Here is a 25,852-nt window from a genome sequence, read left to right as displayed (position 1 = left end):
ATCATCCTTTCCGTGGCAATTCGTAACCATTTCGACTACCTACAACACGATTACTTGCTGCTCCTATACCAACTATAAATAGTAACACGGAAGCCCCAAGAAGAATGAAAAGTGGCAGGTTCCAACTATTTGTTGCATCGTGCAGATATCCTATAAGGGCTGGACCGATTGCGGCAAGAAGATATCCGATCGATTGGGCCATGCCAGATAGTTCCGCTGCTTGATGCGCATTATCAGTGCGTAACCCGAAAAACATCATGGCCAAACTAAAGGCGAAACCTCCACCAATTCCGAGTATGACGATCCACAACAGAATGACATTAGAACTTCCGTAAAGAAGTCCGAGCGTCCCCGTCAAAAGCAAAATGGTTGTGATAACCACTAACAAACGTTGGTTAGACATACGCCCGGCAATAACAGGGACAATAAAGGTAAATGGAAGCATCGCTAACTGCATGATCGAGAGGTACCATCCAGATTGGTTGGAGTCAATTCCTTGCTGCTTTAAAATTTCAGGCAACCATGCGATCAATACATAGAAAACCATAGACTGTATACCCATGAACAAGGTTACTTGCCAAGCAAGCGGGGATCGCCAAACATTCACATCGTTGCTTACCATTTGTTGACTTGTCGTGGCTGTTTGCTTCGTTTGAGTTCTTAATTGGGGTAACCAACAGAGGATCGATACAAAGCTGAGAATCCCCCATATTCCCAATGCTCCCTGCCATTTTAGCCCTGCGTTCATGGCTAGCGGTACACTGATTCCCGATGCGATTGCTCCACATAAATTCATTGAAATGGAGTAAACTCCTGTCATGGAACCAATTTTATTTGGAAAATCCCTTTTGATTATACTTGGCAATAATACATTACATATGGCAATGGCGAATCCAAGAACTGCTGTTCCAATAAACAGATTAACTGCGCCAGATAAAGATCGTATTACAATACCAACAGTCAGAAAGATTAGGGCAATCAAAATGATACGCTCAACCCCATACCTCCGTCCTAATTTTGGTACAAGAGGTGATAACACAGCAAAGGCAAGCAAGGGTACCGTTGTGATCAGGCCTGCTAATGTATTTGAAATATGAACGTCATCCCTTATAAAACCTACTAAAGGACCAACTGAGGTTAAGGGAGTACGTAAATTAGCTGCAATAACAATAATGCCGAGAATGATCAGCGCTACAGAGGATGGCACGATTTTTTTATTTTGTTTATTCGGCATTCTTCATTTCTCCTTCCTGAATTCCTACGTCTTATATTTGCTTCTTGTTGGGTGAAAAACTTTGTTATAACATCCGCGCGAATAATGAAAGTATAGTATAAGATACTTTTATAAACAATAATTATTTTATAACATACTGAAACTGAATAAAAAAATACAACTCTGAATTCCCGTCATGGAATTCGGAGTTGCATTTAATAAGTGGATTTTCGACGACTAGAAACCATATTTTAAGGATATATGGAGCACTGTTTCGTTATTCGTATGATTGGTATAAGCGTGGGGATAATCTGCACGAAAACTGATCGTATCATATTGATTCAATGTGTACATCTCTCCATTAACTTGTAACTCGATGGAACCCGTCATTACTGTCGCAATTTCAGTTGTATTCACATGATGACCTTCAGGGTAATACGAGCTATTAGGCTGTAAGTATGCCCGACACATTTCAATATCGTTGCTTTTAAAGACGGGTTCAATGACCCAATTTTTTTCATCATTAGAAAACCGCAGTCCCTCCCCTGCTCGATACAAACTAACGGGTTTCTCTGATGTGAACAAAGCCAATAGCGGTAAAGATATTCCTTTTGAAATTTTCCATATGATAGCCAAAGTTGGATTTGTCTCACCACGTTCGATATTCCCCAGAGTAAGTTTGCTTACACCCGTTAATTCTGATAAGTCGTCTAAGGTCATGTTTTTTTCTTTTCTATACTTTTTTAATGCACCGCCGATTTGTAATACAATTTGTTTTGACTCATCGATTTCATCCATTTGATATTCTCCTCAACAAAAAAACTATATAGCTAGTATATTGTTTATCAAGATTCTTTTCCATTCCGGTTCAATAGAACGTAATGAAATCTTTTGATAAAATTGTATTAAAAGGATAAAATGACGAGCATCAACGGTTTTATTTGAAGAATGGTAGCTTATGAAAGGTGGTTTAGCAATGAAAATTCTCATCGTTGGCAATTTTAGCGAGACCTCAAAATCCAATATTGCAGGGAGTTTTCCGCGAGACTGGAACGTTGTAATTGTTCCGCCCGGAAAAGAAATGCTGCATCATATTGAAGATTGCCAGGTAATCATTCCGGAACATATTAAAGTGGACCATAGCCTGCTTTCTAACGCAAAAAAATTAAAATTGGTACAGACGGGTGCAGGATTTGATAATGTGGATGTCCCTGCCTGTACACAGCTCGGCATTTGGGTGGCCAATGCTGCAGGAGTGAATGCACAGGCAGTGGCCGAGCACGTCATGGCACTGTTATTGTCTTATTATAAAAACATACCGTCTCTTGATACTTTCATGAAAAATAAGATGGATGAAAATCAATTGGACTATACAGGGAGTGAGTTAAAGGGAAAAACGATTGGAATTATCGGTTTGGGTGCAATTGGAAAAAAAGTAGCTGCGTTTTGCAGGGTTTTTGATATGAATGTACTGGCGTATGCGAGAAATGCCACTGTACAATCGGACGATTTTGTGAAAAAGACGGATTTTGATACTCTTGTAAGCACATCGGACATAGTTAGTGTACATGTACCCTTGAATGAACAAACCAAACAGCTGATTAACAAAGCGACATTCAAAAAAATGAAAAATACTGCTCTTTTTATCAATACAGCCCGCGGCGGCATTGTCAACGAAAGAGACTTGATTGATGCATTAAAAAACGGGGATATTTCAGGCGCTTGCCTGGATGTGTTTGGATCTGAACCGCTTCCTATTGACAGTGAGCTCCGGAATCAGGGTAATGTGATACTTACTCCACATACAGCGGGAATGCCTGATGGTCGGAAATTTCATAAAACAAGATATGATTTCTTTATAAAGAATATAAAACGTGTAGAAAATGGTGAGGAGCCTGAAAGCAAGCTCAATCAGTTATGATGTTTTGGTGCAATAAAAATTGATCGCCACCCTACAGCAGTTCAAAATGAAGTTGAGTCTCAGGCAACTCCGTATTCCCTTTCCACTGATTTGCACCGTATCCCATTTCCAGAACCGCAGCAATGCGCTCGTTATTCAGTACACCAAACATTTCAGTACGGCTTGGGTCGTACATCCAGTCATGCAAGGTACAGCGCACACCCAGACTTTGCTCATGAGCCAGCAAGCGGAAATTCTGAATTAGGCAGCAGACAGCTGCAAAGTCCTCTTCCCGCTTATATTGATCCGCCTCTCCCTTCACCAAGACCAGAAGATATGCAGGGGCAGGCTCCTGTAATCCCTGCATGATGTCCCCATACCGGTTATCGGCAAAGATAAATCGCCACGGCTCTCGGAGTCCATCATTTGGCGCCCATACGGCATGATTAAGCAATTCAAGGATGAGGTCGTGCGATACCGGTTGTTCCAAAAACTCACTCGGACCGCCCATGACTCCTTCCAGATCTGACAATTTCATTTTATACCCTCCTCTTCTATTTAGACTGTCCTCGCAATACGGTCCATTTCTGCTCGGCTGGTGTTCTTTTCCGACTTCTTGGCGCTTTGTCGTAATATCCTATATGAAGAATACCAACAAATCGTTCATCCTCACGTAAGCCAATTCCATTGAAGAACGCTTCATGCTGAATCATGGACTCTGTATCCCATAACATTCCTAACCCTCGTTCCCAGCCCAACAGTTGGAAGCTCTGCATCACCCCGCAGGCAGCCGCATAATTGCGGTCATTGGTCAGACGATCCGGTCCTACAGTCGACATAACAATGACGTGCGCAGGAATATCGGTAAATCTCTTTTTAAAAACATCCAGAAGTTTCCCTGGAATCAACTTGCCGAGCTTGCTTTGTGACATCTGTTCCAGCATGCAGTCTACCAACCGTTTGCGTGCTTCTGGAGTTCCGGCATATACTACACGCCACGAGCCAGACTCAACAGACGGTTGAAGCCTTATAGCCTTACGCAGTAATGCTACAATTAACTCCTGGTCCACCGGCGTAGAGTTACATTTACGAATACTCCTGCGCTCCCTGATCAATTCCGCCAGACTCAAATGCTTCACTCTCCTTTGTTCTATCTGGATTCAATATTCATACTGCTGTCTTGAAGAAATTGATGGATTACTTTTAGCTCCGTTTCCGAATATTTGTCGAGAGTACGATAGAAGCGCTCAGCCTCATGTATATGAAGACGTTCATGCAGTTCAAAGATTTTTTTGCCCTGCGGTGACAACCGGAAATAACTTTCCTTTTTGTTGTCGTTCATTTTCGTCCGTTTGACGAATCCTTCCTCCAGCAGTTTGTTGCCAATTTTGGTGATACTTGCTTTGGACAAATTCATCGCCTCGGCAATACCCGTGTTGTTAATAGGCTCATGTTTGCCTATGCAATCTATCATATGAACCGCGGTCAAATGCTGAGGGATTTTCTCGATACTTTCTCGCTGGGCGATACTTAGGAAATGCTCGATTTCAGTATCCTTGTGGTTCTCATAAACATGTAAAAAACGAATAAATTGGTCATAAAGCAACTGTTTTGTTCGATCTTTTGAGATCATTCTTCGATCGCTCCTTATTTACTTGTAAACAAAAATATCATTTAAATAATAGGGTTTTTCTAAATAAAATCTTATATTTAGTTTACTGGTAAACAATATATCATGAATGATAATGCTTATCAACTTTATTCTCTGGCATTGCAACAACTCTACAAACAAAGACAGAGACCTGCGTTGAACTGAATATCTTTTATTGAGACTGCAATCTTCGTTGGAATCGCTACCAGCATGTGGACATGATCGGGCATCATATGACCTTCTATAATTTCTACTCCCTTGTACTTGCATAAACGTTTTGAAAATTTCGATTAAGTCTTTTCTGACTTGATTATAGATTTCTTTCTGTCTATACTTCGGGGTGAATACAATGTGGTATTTGTACATCCACTTTGTGTGTCCAGGCTGTAGCTCTTGTTTGCCAACTGGCTAAAGCCGTAAAAATAAAATAAGGACGGATATACTCCGCCCTTATTTTTCGTTAGTATCACGACACACACTTAAACATGCGGTCCTTTTCCTTCGTTTCACGCCTGATCGGCTGCCAAGAGGTGCTTTTGAATATTTAATATAGCTTCGGAAGTTTATCCAGCGTAATGGCATAGTCACAATGATACGCGCTGCGCAGCTCCTCTTTTGTCGTAAACTTCTCCGTCCTACCAAAATCCTGAGACCATGTCATAAACCACAGCCACGGGATGCGCGAGGTTGACAAGCTTCTAATACTCGGAATCGGACCAATCTCCCCGATAGCAGCAAGTTTTGGAGTTCGTGTAACACCAACCAGTTCCTCATATTCCTTCCGTAAATCCGTATGTTGGTGAGCTGGGGGGTACATATCCCTGGAAATAATGTCAACCACGTCATCCCCAACGTAACCTTCGACCAACGGTGAGTTCCACACCCAAATTAAATTATTTAGATTATGATAATGCGTATACCTCTCATACATGATACGGTACAATTGTTTTGCGATTTCCGGGCCTTGACTGCCCCACCAGAACCAAGTGCCTTCCGCTTCATGAAATGGTCTCCACAAGATCGGAATACGTTTGTCGCAAAATTCCCGGAGGATATTGGCCATATGGTCCATATCGGACAACAGGGCTTCATATTCTATGGTTCCTTCCGTAATCGCTTTACTTACGTTAAAATTTGTATGCTCCGAATAGAAGCTTTTATCCCGTCCGCCAAGCGGTGAAAACCAATGCCATGTGAACGTAAGCAAGCCTCTGTTGTTCTCCGTCCACTCCCAGGCTTTTTGCAGCGTATCCTGGTTTTCAGCGATTTCCAGCAAACACTCTTCGCCACTATCGTCATAATTAATGTTTGGAGAATACCCAAGAAGCTCGAATCCGCATAGTGCCGGCCACTTCCCTGTTACTTGATAGATGTAGTTTAATTCTTCTTGCACCATGGTTTGGGTGTGCTGTCCCGTAATGATGCCATTCCCTTGAATCTCGTGGAAATAATTGAGTACAGAACGTACTTCTTCCGATGCATTAGGATTGCAAGGTATCGATTTCATCGTATCCTGCCTTTCTGTCTATTCTCAATTGAATACTTATTGACCGCTCCACAGTTTAACACGGTCTTTCACATATTGACCAAAAGCCTCTTCCATCTCTTCCACTCCAGCCTTTTCCAATTCAGCCATGTACTCATCCCAGACTTTATCGAAATTTTCCGGTTTGGCCATTACAGCTTCAGGAATTCGTTTCCATGTGATATCCTTCATTTTGGCCATTAATATTGTCGCCTGGCTATCGCTTGGCAAAGCAATATTGTAAACCGCCCCGGCTTTTCTTTCAGGAAACTCTTCTTCTTTTGGGAAAAGATCTCTCCAATGCTCGACTTTGTAAGCGGCCAAAGCATCTTTTTCGGGTGCACTGTAGGTCGCCGTTAAAAGGTCACTGTTCGTTTTCGTATAATAATTGCCTGTAGAGTCCTTAATTCCGTCACCATAATGAACCGATAGGTTCCAATACAGGCCGAGACCCGATTCCTTCATGTAAGCACTACCTTCGTTGTCCATCTTTTCTTGAACATCCTTCGGTACAGTTCTTTTTCCATTCTCTACAACGTAATCTTGTCCTTCGATCCCCCAGTTCATCAGAATCTGTCCTTCTTCCGAAGCCAGGTAATCCAAAAATTTGATTGCAGCCACAGGATCTTTGCACTCACTGGAAATCGCGATCCCATATCCTCCGTCAAACCCAGCGGACCAGAAATTAGTATCCTTATACTCTTCAGACAATGTTACTGGATAATGACCGTAAGTCCGGTCAAATTTCCCTGCAGCCTTCAATGCCTGTTGAGCATCACCATAGTCCCATGCAGGGTCGATCAGGCCAAGCACACGTCCAGATGAAACCTTGGATTTGAATTGATCCGTCTTTTGAACAAAACTTTCCTTATCCAATAAACCTATATCGTTCATATGGTTCAGCCAGCGGAAATATTCTCTTTCCTCTGGACGGCGGAAATGATAAGTTACATCAAAAGTTTGTTGGTCTACATAGTACTCTCCATCATCAGGTGCACCTGTCGTAAAAAATCCCATATTCGTCACCTGATACATATGCCAGTCATCCGCATTAATGGTTAGTCCGATATTTTTGTTACCGTTATCATCTGTTGGGTGTTTAGCTATATAGTCTGTAAGGACCTTCTCGTAGTCCTTTACCGTACGAATTTCAGGATAACCAGCTTCTTTTACAACACGATGTTGAAGTTGGAAGCCACCGTCGGCTTTGAATTTACGTTCATCGATAGCAGACCAAGTGGGAATGGCATAGATGGCTTGATCCTCCAAACTATATTTGGCACGAACAATCTTATCGCCAAGCATCTTTTTAATATTAGGCGCATGTTCTTCAATCAGGTCCGTCAGATCGAGAACTGCACCTACATCCACTAGCTTGCCAAGATCAGCCTTTGCAGCTATGAGATCGGGAACTTCACCAGTGGCAGCCATGATGGATACCTTTTGCACAGGGTCCCCCACTGCGAATTCAGCATCCAAAACGACACCTGTTTTCTCTGTGATGACTTTTCCTATACGGTCATTCATATTGTTCCAGTTAGGACTTCCATCCTCTGAAAAATAAGTAAGTGTGATAGGATTTGAGCCATCTTGACTTGCTGATTCCCCACCACCACTTCCACTGCAGGCTGCGAGTTGACTGAGCAACAGACCAGCTGAAAGTAGTGTTACTGCTGTTTTTCGGGTTCGCTTTCTCATAAAAACAACACTCCCCATGTTTCAGATAATTTAAGGATACAAAGTCATTTACGGTTAGAGTCTCATCAGCTTTTGACCGCACCTAGTGTCATGCCTTTTACAAAGTACTTTTGCAAGAATGGGTACACAATGAGAATAGGCACAGTTGCGATGATGGTAATCGCCATTTTGACAGCGTCAGGAGACACTTGCGACATCAATTGAGACATGTTTTCCCCACGTATATTGTTCGAGTTTGTGGTGGTACTCTGAAGCACTTTCATGAGCTCATACTGCAAGGTGGTCAGGGAGTCATTGGAACCATTATAAAGGTACGTATCAAACCAGGAATTCCATTGCCCGACAGCAAGGAACAAGGCTACGGTTGCAAGAGCAGGCTTGGTGAGCGGTAGTATGACACGCCAGTAAATGGTGAAATCGTTTGCCCCATCAAGCTTGGCCGATTCTTGCAAAGCATAAGGAATTCCATCAATGAACGAACGGATGATGAATATATTGAAGGCGCTTACGAGTCCTGGCAAAATATACACTGCGAACGTATTGATCAGATCCAGATTCTTGATCAAGATAAAACTAGGAATCAAACCGCCCGACACATACATTGTGATCGCCAGAAATACGGAAACAAATCGTCTTCCCTGAAACTCTCTACGAGCAAGTGTATAAGCAACCATCGAACCGCTTACCAGACCTGCCAGGGTTCCTATTAGAGTTCGAAGCACCGATATTTTGAATCCCGTGATCAACCCCTCATAACTAAAGATGAGCTTATAATTTTCAAGAGTGAATTGTCTAGGGAAAATAGAAATACCGCCTCGAACAGTATCTACGGAATCGTTGAATGAAATGGCGAGCACATTCAAAAAGGGATATAGCGTCGCAATCGTAACGACTCCTATGAAAACATAAACAAAGGTGTCAAATATCAAGTCTTGGGGAGATTTTGCGCCTATCTTCGGTCGTTTGGGTGTGACGGAAGAAGTTGTCGGCTCGGATGCTTCCATGTGTGTTCCTCCTCCTTACATAATGCTTTCGTTAGCGAATTTTTTAAAAAGTCCATTCACGACGAACAGCAAAATCACGCTGATGACCGAGTTAAAGATACTAATAGCGGTACCAAAAGAATATCTCCCCATGGATAAACCGTAGTTCAACGCATACAGATCCAACACTTCGGAATAATCGCTAACCATGTGATTACCAAGCAAGAATTGCTTTTCAAATCCGATTCCTACGAGGTGGCCAATCGACATAATAAACAGTACGATGATTGTTGGCCTGATGCCTGGGAGTGTAATATGCCATATTTGTCTCATACGACTGGCGCCGTCTACCCTTGCTGCCTCATACAGTTCAGGACCAATCCCCGAAATGGCAGCCAAATAGATAATGGCGTTCCACCCTGTCTCCTTCCAAACATCGGCTCCGGTCACTATTCCCCAGAACAGTTGACCCTTGGCCATAAATTGTATCGGTTGGTCAATCAAATTCAGCCCCAAGAGCAAGTCGTTTATCGCGCCTCCGTCAGTTGACAGCATTTTGATGACGATCCCGGCGGCCACGACCCAAGACACGAAGTGAGGCAGGTAAGAAACAGTCTGTACGAAACGCTTCATAAACTGAACCCGTACCTCGTTTAGAACCACTGCGAACAATACAGGAAACACGAACCCAGCCACAAGCCCCATAAGGCTCATTGCCAGTGTATTTCTTAGCACCAAATAGAAATGCTCATCCTGAAACAGTGCTTGGAAATGATCGAATCCAACCCATTTTTGATCGAAAAAACCTTTGCCTGGTCTGTAGTTTTGAAATGCCATCGTCCATCCCCACAGAGGCAAATACTGAAATACAAACACCCAAATCACAAACGGAAATGACATCATGTACAGATATTTTTGATTCTTAAAGACTTTCCACTTTTGCGAATTTTTGTGTTTGCGTGTGCGGAACCTTCTCTCTTCTGTTATCGCTTTCATTTCATCCCCCCCTTTCCTCTTTCATCATAAAACGATTGTTATATTGGCGACATATCGGAGATCCAGTAGGATTTCATTCTATAATCTATACTGTTTTCAGAAAAAACAATTTTGTTTTCATAAGTTGGTATAATAAAAATCCCCTGCATTGATTAATGCAGAGAATTTTTATTATCGCCATATTTATTGAGTGGCGCTCAACTTGAACCATGCACTGGTATAATCTCCTGTAAGGGGAGGGATGATCAAGCCTGCTTGCATTAAACGATCCCCGCCGAAAGATCCCATGTGTCCACTCTCTCCAGTCACTTCATAAGTATACGAATGATCCAATCCTTTGAGCTGAAGTACATCAGCAGCAGGAGTGGGCTTGGCTAAAACTCGAAAGTAAAATACGATAGCTTCGCATCGATTGTCCGAAACGAACATCCAGGATGTTTCATTGCCTTGAAAAGGGCTCCGAAGTCTAAATAGATCCCCCTGTTGTATGAGAGAACGATGTTCTTTGTACATGGCAACCTGTTCTTTCACCTGGATTTTTTCGGCATCCGTGAATTTGGTCAGATCAAGTTCATAGCCAAAGTTTCCCGACATCGCAACGTCCCCTCTGAATTTAAGCGAGGTATCGCGGTGAACTTGATGGTTCGGCACGGCGGAGACATGAGCTCCGATGGTACTGACGGGATATACCAAACTGGTCCCGTATTGTATTTTTAAGCGTTCCACGGCATCCGTGTTGTCACTTGTCCAAGTCTGCGGCATGTAGTACAGCATTCCGGGATCAAACCGACCTCCACCGCTGGAACAACTTTCGAATAAGATTTCCGGAAATGCAGTCGTCAGTTTATTTAAAAGTTCATAGAGCCCAAGCACGTACCGATGTGCAATCTCCTGTTGATTCTCGGGTAAAGCCGTTGCGGAACCAATTTCGGTCAACGCGCGGTTCATGTCCCATTTTACGTAAGAAACAGGTACGTTGGTGAAGATTTCAGCCAGTGCATCATACAAATAATCACGGACTTCCGGCCGTGAAAGATCCAATACCAATTGCCAGCGGGCTTCCGTCCGGCGACGGCCTTCAACGTGCAGGCACCAGTCGGGGTGCTTCCGATACAGATCACTTTCGGGTGAGATCATTTCAGGTTCAAACCATAATCCGAATTGCAAGCCTTGGCGTTCAATCCGCTCTGCCAAATCACGCAAGCCGTTAGGAAGCTTTCTCCGATCTTCAACCCAGTCTCCGAGCGAACTATTGTCGCTGTCACGTTTGCCGAACCAGCCGTCATCAAGCACCAACAGTTCAATCCCCAGATGAGAGCCTGTCTCGGCAATCGCTTCAATCTTTTCTGCAGTGAAATTAAAATAAGTTGCCTCCCAATTGTTCACAAGAATCGGTCGCTCCTTGTCCCTATGCACGCCGCGGCATAAACGGTTCCGGTAGAGTCGATGATAGATTCGGGACATGCCTCCGATCCCTTCATTTGAATATACCAATACAGCCTCAGGAGTTTGGAAGGATTCGCCAGGAGGAAGTAGCCAACCAAAATCAAATGGATTCAGGCCAATGCCCAAACGAACAACACCAAAAGCATCCACTTCCGCTTCGGCATGGAAATTACCGCTATACACCAGATTTACAGCAAAAACCTCCCCATGATCCTCATCGGCTCCCGGGCTAACGACAGCCGCAAAAGGATTGTGCTGATGACTGCTCATTCCACGTTTGCTCCCAAGACTAGTACCTCCTGGGCCCAGGGGCCTGCGTTGAAGATGCGCCTCTCGAGCCCAATGACCCGCGAGGTATAACAATTCATAATGGCTCTTGCCATACAAATCAACATTGGCACTAAGCGCACGTAAAAGTTTGATCGTGCTGTGACCGTTGTTCTTAAAGTGAACTGACCTGGTAATAGCACCATCCCTGAAGATACAATATTTCAGAAGAACGGTGATTCCTGCGTACGCATCCTCCAGTTCCAGCTCCAAGGTATCTGCTTCATGGTCTGTTTCCGTATACACATACGGCAGACCATCAAGTGCTGGTTTACCAGCGCCGGTTGAGTACCCTTTGAAGCGTAGCTCTGTAATGCGGCTCCCGTCTTCAAGTAGAACTTGATAGGCAGGCGATCTGAAGTCACCTGTTCCATATTGCGGATATTCATGAGGCATGGAGCCTAGCTCCGTTTTTTCCAGACCTGGTACAAGTTTTTCAAGGTTTCCTTTCTCGGACAATCTTTGTCCCCAATATACCAGTAAAGGATAGCCGTCTATGATTTGAATAACATAACTGGTTACGCGGGATTGCAGATGAAAAATATGCTGTGACTCGTTAATATAAATAGCCATTACATGATTCACTCCTGTTAAACTAGATTGTTCCTGCTCAATAATAAAATGTATCCCTTTTCGATTTAGGGACTACCATACAATCCTTCGGGAAGTTCATCTAGCGTGATTACGTTGTCATGATTGTATACCTTTTTCAAATATTCCTTTGTATTCGTTTTTCCGTCGCGCAGATAATCTCCAGTCCAGGTATTGAAAAAGTTCCAATGTGCGCCGTAAGTCTGGAGCAGATCAGGATCCGGAATAGGCCCGTTTTCTGCAAGCGCTACAAGCTTTTTGTGCTTGCCCAAAAACAAGAGTTCATCATACATGGCAATGTTAGGGCTATGATCGCCCGCTGGATTGTAAACGTCGATACTTACAATGTCGACCATATCATCGCCCGGGTACCACTCCTCCTTCACAGAGTTCCAAACCCAAATGAGATTGTTTAACTGATGGTGATCGGTCAAGCGTTGGTACATTAGTCTATATAATTTTTTGGCAGGTTCGGGCCCTTTGGCTCCCCACCAAAACCAGCCGCCCTCTGCTTCGTGCAGTGGTCTCCAAAGTACGGGAATGTTATGATCCTGTAGCCGCTTCAACTGAACAGCGATGGCATCAATGTCTCGAATTAAAAGCTTGTAATCTTCCGATTCCGGATGATTCAGGGCATATTCTACATCGAAGGTTGTAAACTCGGTATTAAAACCTCGCCACCATTCGTGGCCCGGTTCGTTGCCGCCTATTCCCTTCGGCGCATTCCAATGCCAGCTTAATGATACTATTCCTCCGCGTTCGTACCATTCAATCATCTTCTCCACCTCGTTTGAGGTACTTCCATTTTCAACACGGGATGGAGAATAATCCATCAAATCACTGGAAACCAGCGCAGGGGATTTTCCTGTCTGCTTGTAGATCCACTTCGCATCTTCCAGTGTCTGCTGTCCTGAAATTATCTTCTTTCCATATTGGCTGGTCATAAAATCCAAGAGTGCTTTGGCTTGGGGAGTTGCTTTGGAATTACTTAAGGTATCCATCTTTATATCCTGTTTGGATACGTTGGGCTCTATACGTTTGAGCTTGATGTACTCAATACCATAGTATCCCCACCCCCGTAAGATTTGGATGGAGTTACTGCCTTGGTTCAGAAGCACTTTGGTCACCTTTTTTTCAGCACGGACCTGCCCTGGGTTGGGAGCATTAAGCATCAATTCACCAGCACCTGAACCATTCACTTGAATAGAGGTTGTTTTGTCCCCATTTCCTTCTGGAATGTAATATCCCAAGCTCAACTCATACAGGCCATCTTCCGGTGCTTCAACCTTGAATGCAGCGCTTCCTTTAGCTGAATTATCTTCTTCAAAAAAATAAGAAATGTAACCTTTGCCATCATATAACTTGTCCATTGCTTTGGCAGTTGTCCCGTCCCGTTTCTCAATCCCGTACCCTTCTAGCTGAGCATCTTTAAATGTTACTATTAATGCTTGTGTTTGATTAGGTTCAACAACAAATCCGGGTACCGTAATGGCTGCTTCCACCCTGGAATGAGTGAAACTCGACATGATGATGCCCAAAAAGAAAAAGGCCGATCCTAACATTAAATAGGTTTTATTTGACGCTGCATACCTTATCATTGAACCTGATTTAGTCTTCATTTTATGCCTCCCCTCCATTCATTACATTCCTGTTATCGCTTTCAATTGTTATGGTCCCTCCTTTCGTATCAACTATATTGGCTGAGGAGGCTCTGGGACATATCACAAATCTTAAATCCTTTCATTCTAAAATCCTTTGTATTTTCAGAAAATACATACCTTTTCATAAGGGAATTAAAAAACTCCCCTACTGTTCGTTACTTCCGTTCGTAGAGGAGCATGGTTTAAGGTTATTCTTTTTTTTGATAAAAAGAAGGTGACTCCCCTTCTAGTTTCTTGAATTTGGTGTAGAAATAATTGACGTTTGAATATCCTACCCTTTCAGCCACTTCGTAAACCTTCATATCCTGAGCCAGTAATTCTTTCGCTTTCTGAATCCGTATCCGATCAAGATAGGCGTTGAAATATTCCCCTGTGTAACTTTTGAAGAGTTGGCCCAGATAGGAACTACTGTAGTTAAACAATACGGCAAGCATTTCTAATCTTAGGTTATCCCCATAGTGCCGATCTATATAATCCAGCAATCGCTTCATTTCATTGTCTTTACTATTGTAATCTGCGCATCGAGCGAGCCTCTCCATAACAACAGAAATACGGTCGACGAGATCCTGAATATATCGGGAATGATATACTTCAGCAAGGAATTGGGCCGGGTCTCCTGGATAATCGCTTAAAGACCAGACACGGGAATGAATTTTTCGAACTGTTTCATTAGCAAGATAGAAGAAACGGTCACGGATCTCCTTTTCATCAGCCTGATTAGCTACTTGTTGTAATGCTATTTCGTTCAAAAATGACGAGATTGCACTTGCATGCCCAACATCGACCAGATAATGCAACCTGAAAGCTTCTTCCTCCTTATTTGACATAGATAATACTGAAGAATGGACAGTTTCCTGTCGATAGCTTTCTGGTGTTTCCTCAGTGAGAAGCCTTCCTCTGTCATAGAAAAAACTACGCTCCAAAAGGGATTTTGCTGTTCTAAACGAATGAACAACTTCCTCAAGAGACCGCACGGGCTGCCCTACTGCTATGTCCATTTCAAATCGAAGCTCACCTGATAAGAGCTGGAGATTCTTGTGAAGCTCGGTCCATCCCAATTCGCTAACAGGAGAGTTACTTAGCAATAAAACAATGTATGGTGCAAAATATAAAACGAACCCTTGACGTTCCGAAGTGTAGGTTCTGCTGACTACATTTTTGAAATTCTGAATTTGTTCGCTTTCTTCTGGATCTGAACCTGAGAACCCGATTAAAACGATCTGATACGTAGTCCAGCTGATTTCAAATGAGTCTGACCACTTACTCAAAATGGAATCCTCTGAAGCATGATTACCGGTTAGTAGAGAATAAAGTATCCATTCCGGTGTATTCGTTTTTTGTAACATATTTTTTTTCTGCACGTTTGAGAGCTGTTCATGAATCTTTTGAAGTGATGCTGATAGTTCTTCCTTGTTTACAGGTTTGAGCAGATATGCTTCAACACCGAATTGAAGAGCTTGCCGCGCGTACTCAAAATCGGCGTAACCACTGAGTATAATGACATGACTGATCCAGCCACGGTGACGGATCTGCTGAAGGAGTTCCAATCCGTCCATGCCTGGCATACGTATATCAACCAACAATACGTCGGGAATCGTTTCTTCGAATATTCGGAGAGCCTCATTTCCACCAGCTGCCGTTCCAATCACTTCAAATCCTAATTCCCTCCAAGGTATTAACGTTTGTAACCCCAAACGTAGTTTGGGTTCATCATCAACAATGATCACGGAGAACATCAGGTTCCCCTCCTTCCTTCGGAATACAAAATGTGATGCAGGTGCCTCTGCCCTCTGTGCTTTCAATTGAAAGCCTTGAACGTGTACCGTAGGTAAGTTCTAATCGGTCGTTCACGTTACGTAGCCCAATACGATCCCCGGCTTCATCGGAGTTCATTAACTGTTTTTTTATCTCATTCATTTTCTTTGGAGGTATACCCGCACCATCATCATGGATTTCTACAAATAACGTCCCCTGATCGTTAACCTTCGTTCGAACAGTGATCAACGTTGGACCCTCTTTGCGATCCAACCCATGGAGTATCGAGTTCTCAACCAAAGGTTGAATGATAAGTGGGGGGATTTCAATGTGTTCGCTTGCTGGGTCGATTTCCATAATGTATTGAAGTCGGTCTTCGTACCGGAATTTTTGAAGTTCCAAGTAACAACGAACCATGTTTAACTCATCTGAAAGCGGGATCTGGCGACTTCCGACCTCTAAACTATTTCGGATCAACACGCTAAGCTGCCATACAGCTTGGGCTAAACCCTCTTCCCCGCGAAGATGTGCTTCCATTCGAATGGACTCAAGTGTATTAAACAGGAAGTGGGGATTGACCTGGCTCGCTAACATCTTAAATTTAATATCATTTTGTTTTTGTAATAGTGTCTGTTTCTGCTGGTTACTCTCTTCCACTTCCAACATTAGTTCACTGATTCGATGAACCAGATCATTGAATTGTCTGGAGAGTTGGCCGATTTCATCTTTTCCATCGAGGTCAAGATAAGTATCCCAGGACACCGTACCTACTCGGGACATGTGCTTACTAAGTCGAAGCAATCTTCTCGCAATAAATGATGCCGAAACATAAACAAGCAAAACTGCGATGATTAGACATCCACCTATAACAAATGTAGCCAAGCGAATGATAGCGTTTGCATCATGTAGAATCTCAGACACGGTAAAAACGGAAATGATACGTAGTCCATTCCAACTATTCTGTGGAGTTATGTTTGCTATAACCACCTTCGAATTTTTCCCATCCATAACAGCTTCGTAGCTACCCTCCGGTTGAGACAACATATTACTCCCGGCATGCACAGAGGCAAGGTTTTTACCGTAGAGATCAGGGCGGTTGGCTGCCACAATATTATTGTTGTCATCCACGATCATCGTTGAGAAAGTCTCTTGGGATAGAATAGAGTTTAGCAAATCAGAATTCACATTAATCACCAAAACACTTTCATTTTTCAACTCATCCAGATTGATTTTTCGAACCAGACTTAGATAATGTCTATGATCACGCTCATCCTGAATATAGTCCCAACCTGCAAGCCCCTTTTGACTCAAGGCGGCTCTATACCACTCAGACTGTTTCGTTTGGTCGTCTGGCTGCATAAATTCCCAATTATTGAGCATCGTTGAATTAGACGTATATAACCGAATTGATTTTATTTCCTTATACAGCCGCATATAATCCCGAATGTCAGTATATTGACGATAGGTTTGGATAACTTCGTTATAACTTTCATAATTGCGGCTTGCTATGGACTTCATTCGGTTATCATTGGAGAGTTGATAGGAAATATCAATAGCTACATTGATAACTTCCTCGGTCCTTTTCTGTACACGCTCCACGTTATTGGTTGCTTGTTCAGCGGCATTCAGGATCATGACTTCCTTCAGCTTGCTTGTTAGATAGATACCACTTATTAAAAGTGGGAGTACGGCCACGGTTATAAAGATCAATGATAGCTTACTTTTAAGTCTGATGTCATTTAGTACTCGGATAAAGCGCATAGCACGGGCCTCTTTCCTATATGTAGTTCCGATAATGATGGATGAAATTCACATATGATTAATATTGTACTATTTCCTTTTTACATAAAGCCAAATCTACTCTTCTCTTTTTGAATAGTCAATGAAACATTTTATATGGGATCGAGAGGGTCCGATTGGTTCGTAGTAGGTCAGAGTTATTTCATATCGAGTTTTTCTAACTAATAATAAACCAAGCAACCGATCATATGATCGGCTGCTTGGTGAGGGTAAGTCTATCAAGGCAATTATTTAAAATCTTGCATTAAATCATCGATGACTGCTTTTACAGTTCTAATCTCTTTAATTGGTGTAATTCCTGTGCCGACAGTAATATAGCCATCGTCTGTATTGCCTTCTAGCATTCCGATCCGCATTCCAATTGATCCACGCATCAATTTTGCTGTTTCTTCACGACTGGCACCTTGTTTATCCATATCGACTAGTTTATTCGCCAATTTAGTAGGTAAAGAACGATAGTATGCTGGTAAAGTACGGAACATTAGTAAATCTTCTGCTGTAGCATCTACAATCATTTGTTTCACCTTTTCTGCTGCTGGATTTTCTTTTGTTGGAATAAACACACTGCCAGCAAACACACCTTCAGCGCCTAAAGCAAATGCGGCACGCACTCCTCTAACGTCTCCAATACCACCAGCTGCCATTACAGGAATATTTATAGCATCTACAATCATGGGAACAATCGAAAATGTTCCAATAACTCGTTCTGGAACCGTACCACCTTCATCAAATCCAGTCGCTACATAAACATCGATTCCAAATTGTTCTGCAGCTTTTGCATTTTCAATAGTAGGCGTAAGGGGTCTATAAACAATTTTAATATTGTTTTCTTTTAATGGTTTAAAGATTCTTTCATCCAGTATATCATTCACCAGAACAACAGGAACTTTCTCGTCAATAACTGTTTCTATAAGTGGCCATGTGTAAGCTAAATCACGATTCACGATCAATGGAATGCCAAATGGCTTATTCGTTAAAGATTTGGTTTTTTGTATTTCAGTTCTCATTCTTTCCGCACTTATTTCGGGTGAGCGGGTTATATCAACCTGACCGGCATTTGGACCTAGAAATCCTAATCCATCTGCATTGCTTATTGCTGCAACCAATTCGGCATTAGTAACCCAAGACATTGGTCCTTGTATAATTGGCTTTTTAATATCTAATATTTCACATATTCTGTTAGCCATTTTATCTGTTCTCCTCTTGTTTTTTATATTATTACTTCGTGTATTTATTTTCTGGGTAAGGTAGACCTAAATTTCCCCGAAGTGTGTCGTCCTCATATTCCTTACGGAATATGCCTCTATCTTGCAAGATAGGAACAACCAATTGGATAAAGTCCTTAAATCCTGCAGGATGATCTTGTCTAATCAGCAAGATATCCATGATGCCTTCTCGATACCAATGTTCGATTTGTTCGGCAACCTGCTCTGCCGATCCTATCAATCCAGGTTTCGGCATTCGATAACCTTTAGGCATCCATGATTCAATTTCCCTTAGTTTTTCCAGGGCTTCTTGTTCCGTTCCACCAACGATCGGGTTGTGAGAAGGCATCATCAACAGGTCATATGGTGAACGCCCTTGATTTTGAACTTTACGTTTAAGTTCATCAGTGAATGCCTTGAGATATTCCAAATCATGTCCTGGTGCCATGATGACTTCGGCATGCTGTGCAGCAATATCCATGAACTCCGGTGAAGTGCCCGCTTGAAAGACCACGGGTCTTCCTTGCCTTGATCGACTGATATTTAAGGGTCCCTCCACGGAAAAGTAATTCCCGGTATAATCTAGCGGATGCATCTTACGCGGGTCATAAAATACCCCACGTTCCTTATCACGTATAAAGGCATCATCTTCATACGAGTCCCAAAGTCCTTCAACAATCTCCAAGAACTCTTTTTTCATGGGATAAAGATCTGCTTTCTTCAGATGGGACCGACTGTAATTGGCTAATCCTCCAGGATTGGAGGTAATTGCATTCCACCCTGCTCTGCCCTTGCTAATCTTATCGAGGGAAGCGATTTGCCTAGCAACGGTAAAGGGATCAGCATATGAAGTCGCTATCGTTGCGGTTAAACCAATGGAATGAGTTACCATACTCAATGCAGATAAAATAGATACACCCTCAAACATGCTTAGATAGTGCGGGATCATGCCAGGTCCGATATGACTTACGTCTGCCAAAAAGATCAGATCGAACTTTCCCTGTTCAAGTTGTATAGCTTTCTGTACGTAATACTCAATATTTTCACTGGCATCTGCTGGAATATGAGGGTGTCTCCAACCCGTGTAATTCCAACCCACGCCATCAATAATTCCTCCTAGTTTAAGCTTTCTTTCTTCCATAATAGAATGATCTCCTTTTCACGAGTTCACTTACTTTCCTTGTAGAACACCTAATTCCTTAGCCGATAACTTGTGCCCTTTCTTCCGACTCTCTTGATTTGGATAGAAGTCAGCACTCCGTTACTCCTTGCCCTCTTAAGTTTATTATTTAGCTTGCTAACTATAAGAGTGAAAATAGTTGGTTGTTGAGCCAATCTTAAGCGTAATCGTTTCGTTTGCAAAGAGGGCAATTTAAATGAACATAGTACATCTTTTTGTACGTATAGAATGAGTCTGTCTTTCAAACCCAAAAGGCCATCCTTTGTTGGATGGCCGTGTGTGCTTTGATAAAAACCTCCAGTTGTCGTCCCCTTTGAGTCTATCCCAACCAATATAATTGGAATATCTATGAGATACGCCATCATGGAATATATCTTGATTATTTCGCTAATATCCATTTTTGTCGATCAAGTGATGGATTCAGTTCACTCAGGAAGAGTTCGGTCCCATCTTCCGATACTTCTAATGCTACTTGATGATGAGCTGAAGTAATATGAACGGATCCGTCTTTGTTCTGGTGAAGGACCCAACGCTGGTTGTTATATCCTAAGTAATGATACAGCTGAAGTTTGTTTTGCCCTATATCCAGATCAAGCGTCTGACCGGCCGTAGTACGAATCGAATACGATCCTGCTTCGTCGCCTGTCGGAACAAATACCCACTTCTGGGTGGAGGCTGCACTTGCATCTTGCAAGGTAACCGGCTCCCCGTTGACAAGGTTAGCTGTGTAAATGGATTTCTGCGTTGCGGCATTTACAAGGCTGGACTTGGTGAGGTTTGCAGGTTCACCGTTGCTCACATTGACGTTCTGATAAGATGCGGAGCCGCCAAATACATGGAGTCCAAAGTGACCTTCTGCAAAAGTACCATCCATGATATCTATGACTTTTTGACTGTCCACGTGAACTATAATATGCGGACCATTCGCTTCTATTTTCACCTTATACGTATGACCTGGCTGAATGAACGTTGGTACTTTTGCAAGAACCTGCCGTTCTTCAAATGCTCCATTGATTTTGTAGAACAGACGGATTGCCTTCATGTTAGGGTCTAGATTCAGATAATAACCACTTCGACCATCTTCGCTAGCCCTGAACAAAATAGAACCTGCCCCCCCTGTTTCACCGAGCATCATGTCTGCTTCATACGTAAAATTCCCAGCCTTCTCTTTGGCAATATAATTCGCATCGCTAAAATATTTACCACGAATCCCATGTTCACTAACTAACCATGAAGCAGCAGACAGATCTTTAGCCCATCCACTCAGGTTTGTCCGGAACTCGCCACCTGAGACTTTAACGAGTACACTAGTGGAAGTTTTGCCATTCGGAGTAGATACGGTGACTGTGGACTCCCCTTCTTTTTTTGCCTTAATAACTGCTTGTGAATTATCTACCAAGTCTATGGCTATTACTTCGTTATTACTGGAATTCCACTTCAGCGGTTGAACGCCTAAACCCGGACCATACTCGACCATCGCCTGCAGTGTATCCGACTCGCCTACCCCCAATTCCCGAACGGTTGTATCCATCTTTATTTGAGCTTTTGAAGGAATGTCCCCATTCCAGACAGAGTCAAGTTGATGCACTTTCAGGGAAATAACGTTCACATTCCCACCTTTCACGTAAAAACTCATCGCTCTACTCGCAGGATCCGGAAATATAACATCTGAGAAGACAACTTTGCCGTCGTTACCAAAGGCTTCAACAGAAGACTCATCCACAAGAATACGCATCTTGATCCGATTATTCTCCATTTGCGTAGCCGCTTCATGTTTCTTGCTGAAAAGGTTAGAAAAATCCGTTTCACCGGATGCAGTTCGGTCCACAAACATACGACTATCGCTTGCCTTATAACCCACGACTGTCTTCTGATTTGCACCCTCACGAATGTTAAAGCCAAACTCGGTCGCTGTACTGGTTTCAGGGATTTCAATTTCAGCTTCAATTTCGTAAGCACCTGAAATAATACCTTTTAGCAGATTCCCGGAAGAAGGACTCACCGACTTGTTAGAAGCAGAGTACAACGGTTTTCGCAGTGATTCCAATTCTTTGATTGGACTTTGCGCCATCCGAATTCCATCTTTGGTTGTTACCAATGATACTTCTCTCGGAATGGTTAGTTCACCTTTCCAATTGGACGTTGGGAAAGCGAACGGATAGTCCCAATTCGTCATCCACGCCATCATCACTGTGCGATGATCAGGCATATTAGCGAAAGACATCGAAGCGTAAAATTCTTTACCAAAATCTGTTCTTAACACCTTACCTGCCGGATTATCGTTCACGAATTTACCATCAGCTGTTAAATGACCGATAAAATACTCGGCATCTGATCCGCCTGTTTTGGGATTCGCTCCTGTACTGATCATCATAACCCACTTCTTCTGTGATGTTCTGTCTACCGGAAGCTGGAACAGATCAGGGCATTCCCATACTCCTCCGCGGACGTAATCCCCATATCCCCAATTATCTGTCAATGTCCAGTCAAGTAAATTCGTTGACGTGTAGAAACGAATATGATCTCCTCCGGATACAACCATAACCCAGCGGTTATTCTCATCATCACGGATCACTTTCGGATCTCGGAAATCCCAATTCCCAGCTTCATTTCCGCTCTTACCCGGGTTCTCAATCACAATCGGGCGTTCCTTCGAATACTCCCAAGTACGACCTTGGTCTTTACTGTATGCCAGACCTATACGCTGGTTCCCATTCGGGCTATCCGGATTAAAGGAAGTATAGTATGCAATAAGGCCCTTACCTCCTGAATCTCCGAATAAACCAGATGCATTTGTCATATCCGCAACAGCCGACCCAGACCAGACATGTCCGTGATCATTCCAGGGAAGTGCAATCGGAAGTCGTTTCCAGTTCAGCATATCTTTACTTACCGCATGCGCCCATGTTCCTCCATCCTGATGGAAGAGATGATATTCTCCTTCGAAGTAGACAAGTCCATTCGGATCACTCGCTGAACCACGTATTGGCGTGTAGTGATATTGTGGACGATATATCTCATTGTAATATTGGCTCAGTTCCGTCACATAAGTATCCTGGAAGTAAGCCGTCCCCTTTTTTACGACGATTCCAGTACTTCCACTCCTGTAGGTTGAATCTTTCACGTCAATCGCGGCCGTAGTGTATCCGTCCAGGAAGACCTGAATTCGATCTCCCTTTGCCTTGATTTCCACATGATGTTTGGCTCCCATCTGACTCGGATAAGTACGTTGCGAACTTGCAATTACGGTCCCTTTTGTATTCGTCAAACTTACACGGACCTGATCTCCTTCCTTCGTAAGAGTAGCTTCATATCCTTCAGCTCCATCGCTTGAAGATCGAAATGCGAGAGCTGCAATAGAATCAGGACGAAGGGTAATATTCCCTTCATAGACCATATCAGTCGCATTTTTATTATAGACTTGCTGTGCTTTGCTCTCCTGTTCTACCGCCCCTCTTTTTCCGTTGATATCAGGCTGCCATGTTCCCTTGCTAGAAAGCACCGTACCCAAATTACCTTTCAGATCGCTCACCACGATGTTCGAAAACAAGGCGGATCCATCCCATACATGGAGTCCAAGCTTTCCGCTTTGATACGAAATGTCTTGAACATCAATTAATGGTTTGTATTGATTGCCCCAATATACTTTTAGCGAGGAACCCACTGCTTTCACTTTGAGATGATAGATTGGCCCCATTTCAACAGAAACTTTACGCTCCTCCTTTAATTTCCCATCTCCATTTCTTGCATCTCTTAACCGAATCAGACCTGCGTCCGGAACAATTTGCAACATGTACGAGCTAAAGCCATCCTCATTAGAACGAAACAACAATGTTGCGTCTGCCTTCGTATCCCTGATCATGACATCAGCTTCATAGATAAAATCTTCGGACACCGTCTCTGAGATGGCCATTACATTTTCTTTAGGCTGTGAAGTTAGCAGGATTCCTTCTGAAGTATCCTCTAATCCCCCTTTTCCTTTCACTTGCCAGCCTATCAAATTGGTATTTAATTTGGATGCGCTTTCAAAAATATCAAGCTCCTCCTTTGCCTGTTTATTTGTTTCCTGATCAGCGAGTACAGCACTAGCCGCAATTGATTTAGATGTAAAAATACCGTTTGAAGTCAGAGCTAATCCGGTTGCCATCAGAAGACATATTGCATATTTAGATTTATCTTTCATTCCATACCCTCTTTTCTAATAATATTGTAAAGTTATTGCCCCGCGGAAACGGGTAAAAGTCCACTTAGCCCTAAATTGGTTTTGGACACCCAGTTCAGTCCGGTTGATTTTCCCAAATGCTTACGAGATCATTGATTTGAAGCGACATGACTTTTAGTTCTCCACCAATGGCATAGAGTTCCAGTCCTCTACTTTCCAAGTCGGGGAAAATCGTGTCTGAAATGATAGTTGTCCCGTTGTTGCCAAAGATCTCTATGCTTGACCAATCAACATAGATGCTCAATCGTATCCGTTTATGCTCTGGCTTCATGAGGGCCTTGTGTTTTGCAGCAAAATCGGGATGAAAATCAACAGTGTTTGACTTCGTCCGATCGACAAACAACTCCTCATTCAAGACATTATATCCGATGACTGTCTCTTGGTTGGAAGAGGTAGACTTTCGCACCTTGAACCCAAATTCTATTGCATTACCAATTTCGAATTCCGCAATAATTTCCATCTTTGCAGCAGAAACAGCAGACAAAACGTTCATATCCGGTTTAATTGTAATGTCTTGTAGAGACAGAATTGATCTTCTAAGTTGATTTAACTCAGTTATGGGTGCTTGAATTAAGCGAAGTCCTTCCGAATACGTCCTAAGTTGAATCTCTCTTGGAATTGACATATGGCCACGCCATTCTTTAGAAGGAAGAGTGGAAGCGTAACGCCAATTATTCATCCAGCCGACCCAAATCTTTCGCCCATCCTCATTCGGGATACCATCCCAGGTCACGGCCGCGTAAAAGTCAGATCCGTAATCTATCCATTGGATTGTTTCGAATGATTCCAATGTTTCATCTAGTGTAAAAACCTTACCATCAAAGTGACCTATAAAATACATCATGCCAGAACCGCCTGCGGGTGGTTCTGAATCGTTTGGATTTACGCCATTTCTATCTCCGACACTTAGTGTCAGAATCCATTTCGTGGTATTGGGGTTCTCATCCACTTGGATTTTAAAAACATCAGGACATTCAAATATTCCACGATGGATGCCAGGAATATCAGAACCGAAACCGCTTGCAAAAGACCAATCCTTAAGATTTGAAGATGTGTAAAATTCTACACGGTCGCTTACAGCCAGAACCATTACCCAGTTTGAAGATTCTTCATGCCAGAATACTTTTGGGTCTCGAAAGTCTAGCGTATCCGTGGGGAATAAAACAGGGTTACCTTCATATTTTGTCCAGGTTCTACCTTTGTCCTTGCTGTAAGCGATGCTTTGAACCTGCGGTTTACCGGGTTGAGCGCTGTTATCGTTATTAGTATAAATAGCTACCAATCCTGATCCTGCTTCGTTGAAGAATCCACTGGTATTGTTCTTATCGACTACCGCACTTCCCGAAAAGATCGCGCCATCTTCCCCAGGCGAGATGGCTGGTGGAAGTTCATCCCAATGTATTAAATCATTACTTACTGCATGCCCCCAATGCATTCTGCCGAAGTCAGGCTGCGTATCATGAGGAGTATATTGGTAGAAAAGGTGATATTCTCCTTCGTAATAAACCATTCCGTTAGGATCGTTAATCCAATTTCCCTTAGGGGAATAATGTATTTGCGGTCTGTATTCATTTTTATAAATAAAGTGTTCTGGATCTTTGCTGATACTATTTTCACCTGATAGATGTACTTTTTTAATTTTATTCACGCTCCCTTAAGCTACTTAGAATCTAAAAGAAGAAATATGCATTCCTTATTA

The 25,852-nt window shown here is 42.8% G+C and carries 18 protein-coding genes and 1 pseudogene; 1 reads left to right on the top strand and 18 read right to left on the bottom strand.

The window, feature by feature from the left end; genetic code table 11:
- Position 1: 1 nt before the first annotated feature.
- Together ACE04G_RS17740 and ACE04G_RS17735 are read right to left on the bottom strand one after the other, a co-directional pair.
- Positions 2-1,234 carry a CynX/NimT family MFS transporter gene (locus ACE04G_RS17740; protein WP_449004696.1) on the bottom strand — a complete coding sequence of 411 codons (1,233 nt, stop codon included), beginning with the start codon at positions 1,232-1,234 and terminating at the stop codon, positions 2-4.
- A 216-nt stretch (positions 1,235-1,450) separates the two neighbouring features.
- Positions 1,451-2,011, bottom strand: a complete 561-nt coding sequence (locus tag ACE04G_RS17735) for a helix-turn-helix domain-containing protein (protein ID WP_221821410.1) — start codon at positions 2,009-2,011, stop codon at positions 1,451-1,453.
- A gap of 178 nt (positions 2,012-2,189) precedes the next feature.
- On the opposite strand from ACE04G_RS17735, the gene ACE04G_RS17730 reads away from it, so the two are divergent.
- The gene (locus ACE04G_RS17730; RefSeq protein WP_449004697.1) at positions 2,190-3,134 is read left to right on the top strand and encodes an NAD(P)-dependent oxidoreductase; all 945 of its coding nucleotides are present in this window, start codon (positions 2,190-2,192) and stop codon (positions 3,132-3,134) included.
- Between the two features lie 31 nt (positions 3,135-3,165).
- Here ACE04G_RS17730 and ACE04G_RS17725 read toward each other — a convergent pair whose 3' ends face one another.
- From ACE04G_RS17725 to ACE04G_RS17650, 16 genes and pseudogenes are all read right to left on the bottom strand, one after another.
- Positions 3,166-3,651, bottom strand: coding sequence for a nitroreductase family protein (locus ACE04G_RS17725; protein ID WP_449004698.1), 486 nt, complete (start codon positions 3,649-3,651; stop codon positions 3,166-3,168).
- Positions 3,652-3,667: 16 nt separating this feature from the next.
- Positions 3,668-4,243, bottom strand: a complete 576-nt coding sequence (locus ACE04G_RS17720) for a nitroreductase family protein (protein ID WP_449004699.1) — start codon at positions 4,241-4,243, stop codon at positions 3,668-3,670.
- A gap of 20 nt (positions 4,244-4,263) precedes the next feature.
- Positions 4,264-4,746, bottom strand: coding sequence for a MarR family transcriptional regulator (locus tag ACE04G_RS17715; RefSeq protein WP_221821406.1), 483 nt, complete (start codon positions 4,744-4,746; stop codon positions 4,264-4,266).
- Positions 4,747-4,940: 194 nt separating this feature from the next.
- A pseudogene (gene tnpA, locus ACE04G_RS17710) lies at positions 4,941-5,130 on the bottom strand (IS200/IS605 family transposase); the annotation flags it as partial.
- Positions 5,131-5,308: 178 nt separating this feature from the next.
- The gene (locus tag ACE04G_RS17705; RefSeq protein WP_449004700.1) at positions 5,309-6,271 is read right to left on the bottom strand and encodes a glycosyl hydrolase; all 963 of its coding nucleotides are present in this window, start codon (positions 6,269-6,271) and stop codon (positions 5,309-5,311) included.
- A 36-nt stretch (positions 6,272-6,307) separates the two neighbouring features.
- On the bottom strand, positions 6,308-7,987 hold the full coding sequence (locus ACE04G_RS17700; RefSeq protein ID WP_433743528.1) for an ABC transporter substrate-binding protein: 1,680 nt from the start codon (positions 7,985-7,987) through the stop codon (positions 6,308-6,310).
- 65 nt (positions 7,988-8,052) lie between these two features.
- The gene (locus tag ACE04G_RS17695) at positions 8,053-8,991 is read right to left on the bottom strand and encodes a carbohydrate ABC transporter permease (protein ID WP_076210480.1); all 939 of its coding nucleotides are present in this window, start codon (positions 8,989-8,991) and stop codon (positions 8,053-8,055) included.
- 15 nt (positions 8,992-9,006) lie between these two features.
- Positions 9,007-9,966, bottom strand: a complete 960-nt coding sequence (locus ACE04G_RS17690) for an ABC transporter permease (protein ID WP_221821403.1) — start codon at positions 9,964-9,966, stop codon at positions 9,007-9,009.
- A 183-nt stretch (positions 9,967-10,149) separates the two neighbouring features.
- Positions 10,150-12,312 (bottom strand): alpha-galactosidase, encoded by a 2,163-nt coding sequence (locus ACE04G_RS17685; protein WP_449004701.1) that lies wholly within the window; start codon positions 12,310-12,312, stop codon positions 10,150-10,152.
- 65 nt (positions 12,313-12,377) lie between these two features.
- Entirely contained in the window at positions 12,378-13,949 is a 1,572-nt protein-coding gene (locus ACE04G_RS17680) for a glycosyl hydrolase (protein ID WP_260632758.1), read from the bottom strand.
- Positions 13,950-14,179: 230 nt separating this feature from the next.
- Positions 14,180-15,727, bottom strand: a complete 1,548-nt coding sequence (locus ACE04G_RS17675; RefSeq protein ID WP_221821401.1) for a response regulator transcription factor — start codon at positions 15,725-15,727, stop codon at positions 14,180-14,182.
- Positions 15,705-17,507, bottom strand: coding sequence for a cache domain-containing sensor histidine kinase (locus ACE04G_RS17670; protein ID WP_449004702.1), 1,803 nt, complete (start codon positions 17,505-17,507; stop codon positions 15,705-15,707). Before ACE04G_RS17670 ends, ACE04G_RS17675 begins: the two co-directional genes overlap by 23 nt.
- 266 nt (positions 17,508-17,773) lie before the next feature.
- Positions 17,774-18,733, bottom strand: coding sequence for an NAD(P)H-dependent flavin oxidoreductase (locus ACE04G_RS17665; protein WP_449004703.1), 960 nt, complete (start codon positions 18,731-18,733; stop codon positions 17,774-17,776).
- 31 nt (positions 18,734-18,764) lie between these two features.
- Positions 18,765-19,892 (bottom strand): NtaA/DmoA family FMN-dependent monooxygenase, encoded by a 1,128-nt coding sequence (locus ACE04G_RS17660; RefSeq protein ID WP_449004704.1) that lies wholly within the window; start codon positions 19,890-19,892, stop codon positions 18,765-18,767.
- A 418-nt stretch (positions 19,893-20,310) separates the two neighbouring features.
- Positions 20,311-24,114 carry a GH32 C-terminal domain-containing protein gene (locus ACE04G_RS17655; protein WP_449004705.1) on the bottom strand — a complete coding sequence of 1,268 codons (3,804 nt, stop codon included), beginning with the start codon at positions 24,112-24,114 and terminating at the stop codon, positions 20,311-20,313.
- A gap of 94 nt (positions 24,115-24,208) precedes the next feature.
- On the bottom strand, positions 24,209-25,801 hold the full coding sequence (locus tag ACE04G_RS17650; RefSeq protein WP_221821392.1) for a glycoside hydrolase family 32 protein: 1,593 nt from the start codon (positions 25,799-25,801) through the stop codon (positions 24,209-24,211).
- Positions 25,802-25,852 lie beyond the last annotated feature (51 nt).

Source organism: Paenibacillus sp. AGC31 (assembly GCF_057334655.1).
Note: the sequence above shows the minus strand (reverse complement) of the source record. Positions and strands in the feature narration are given on the sequence as shown.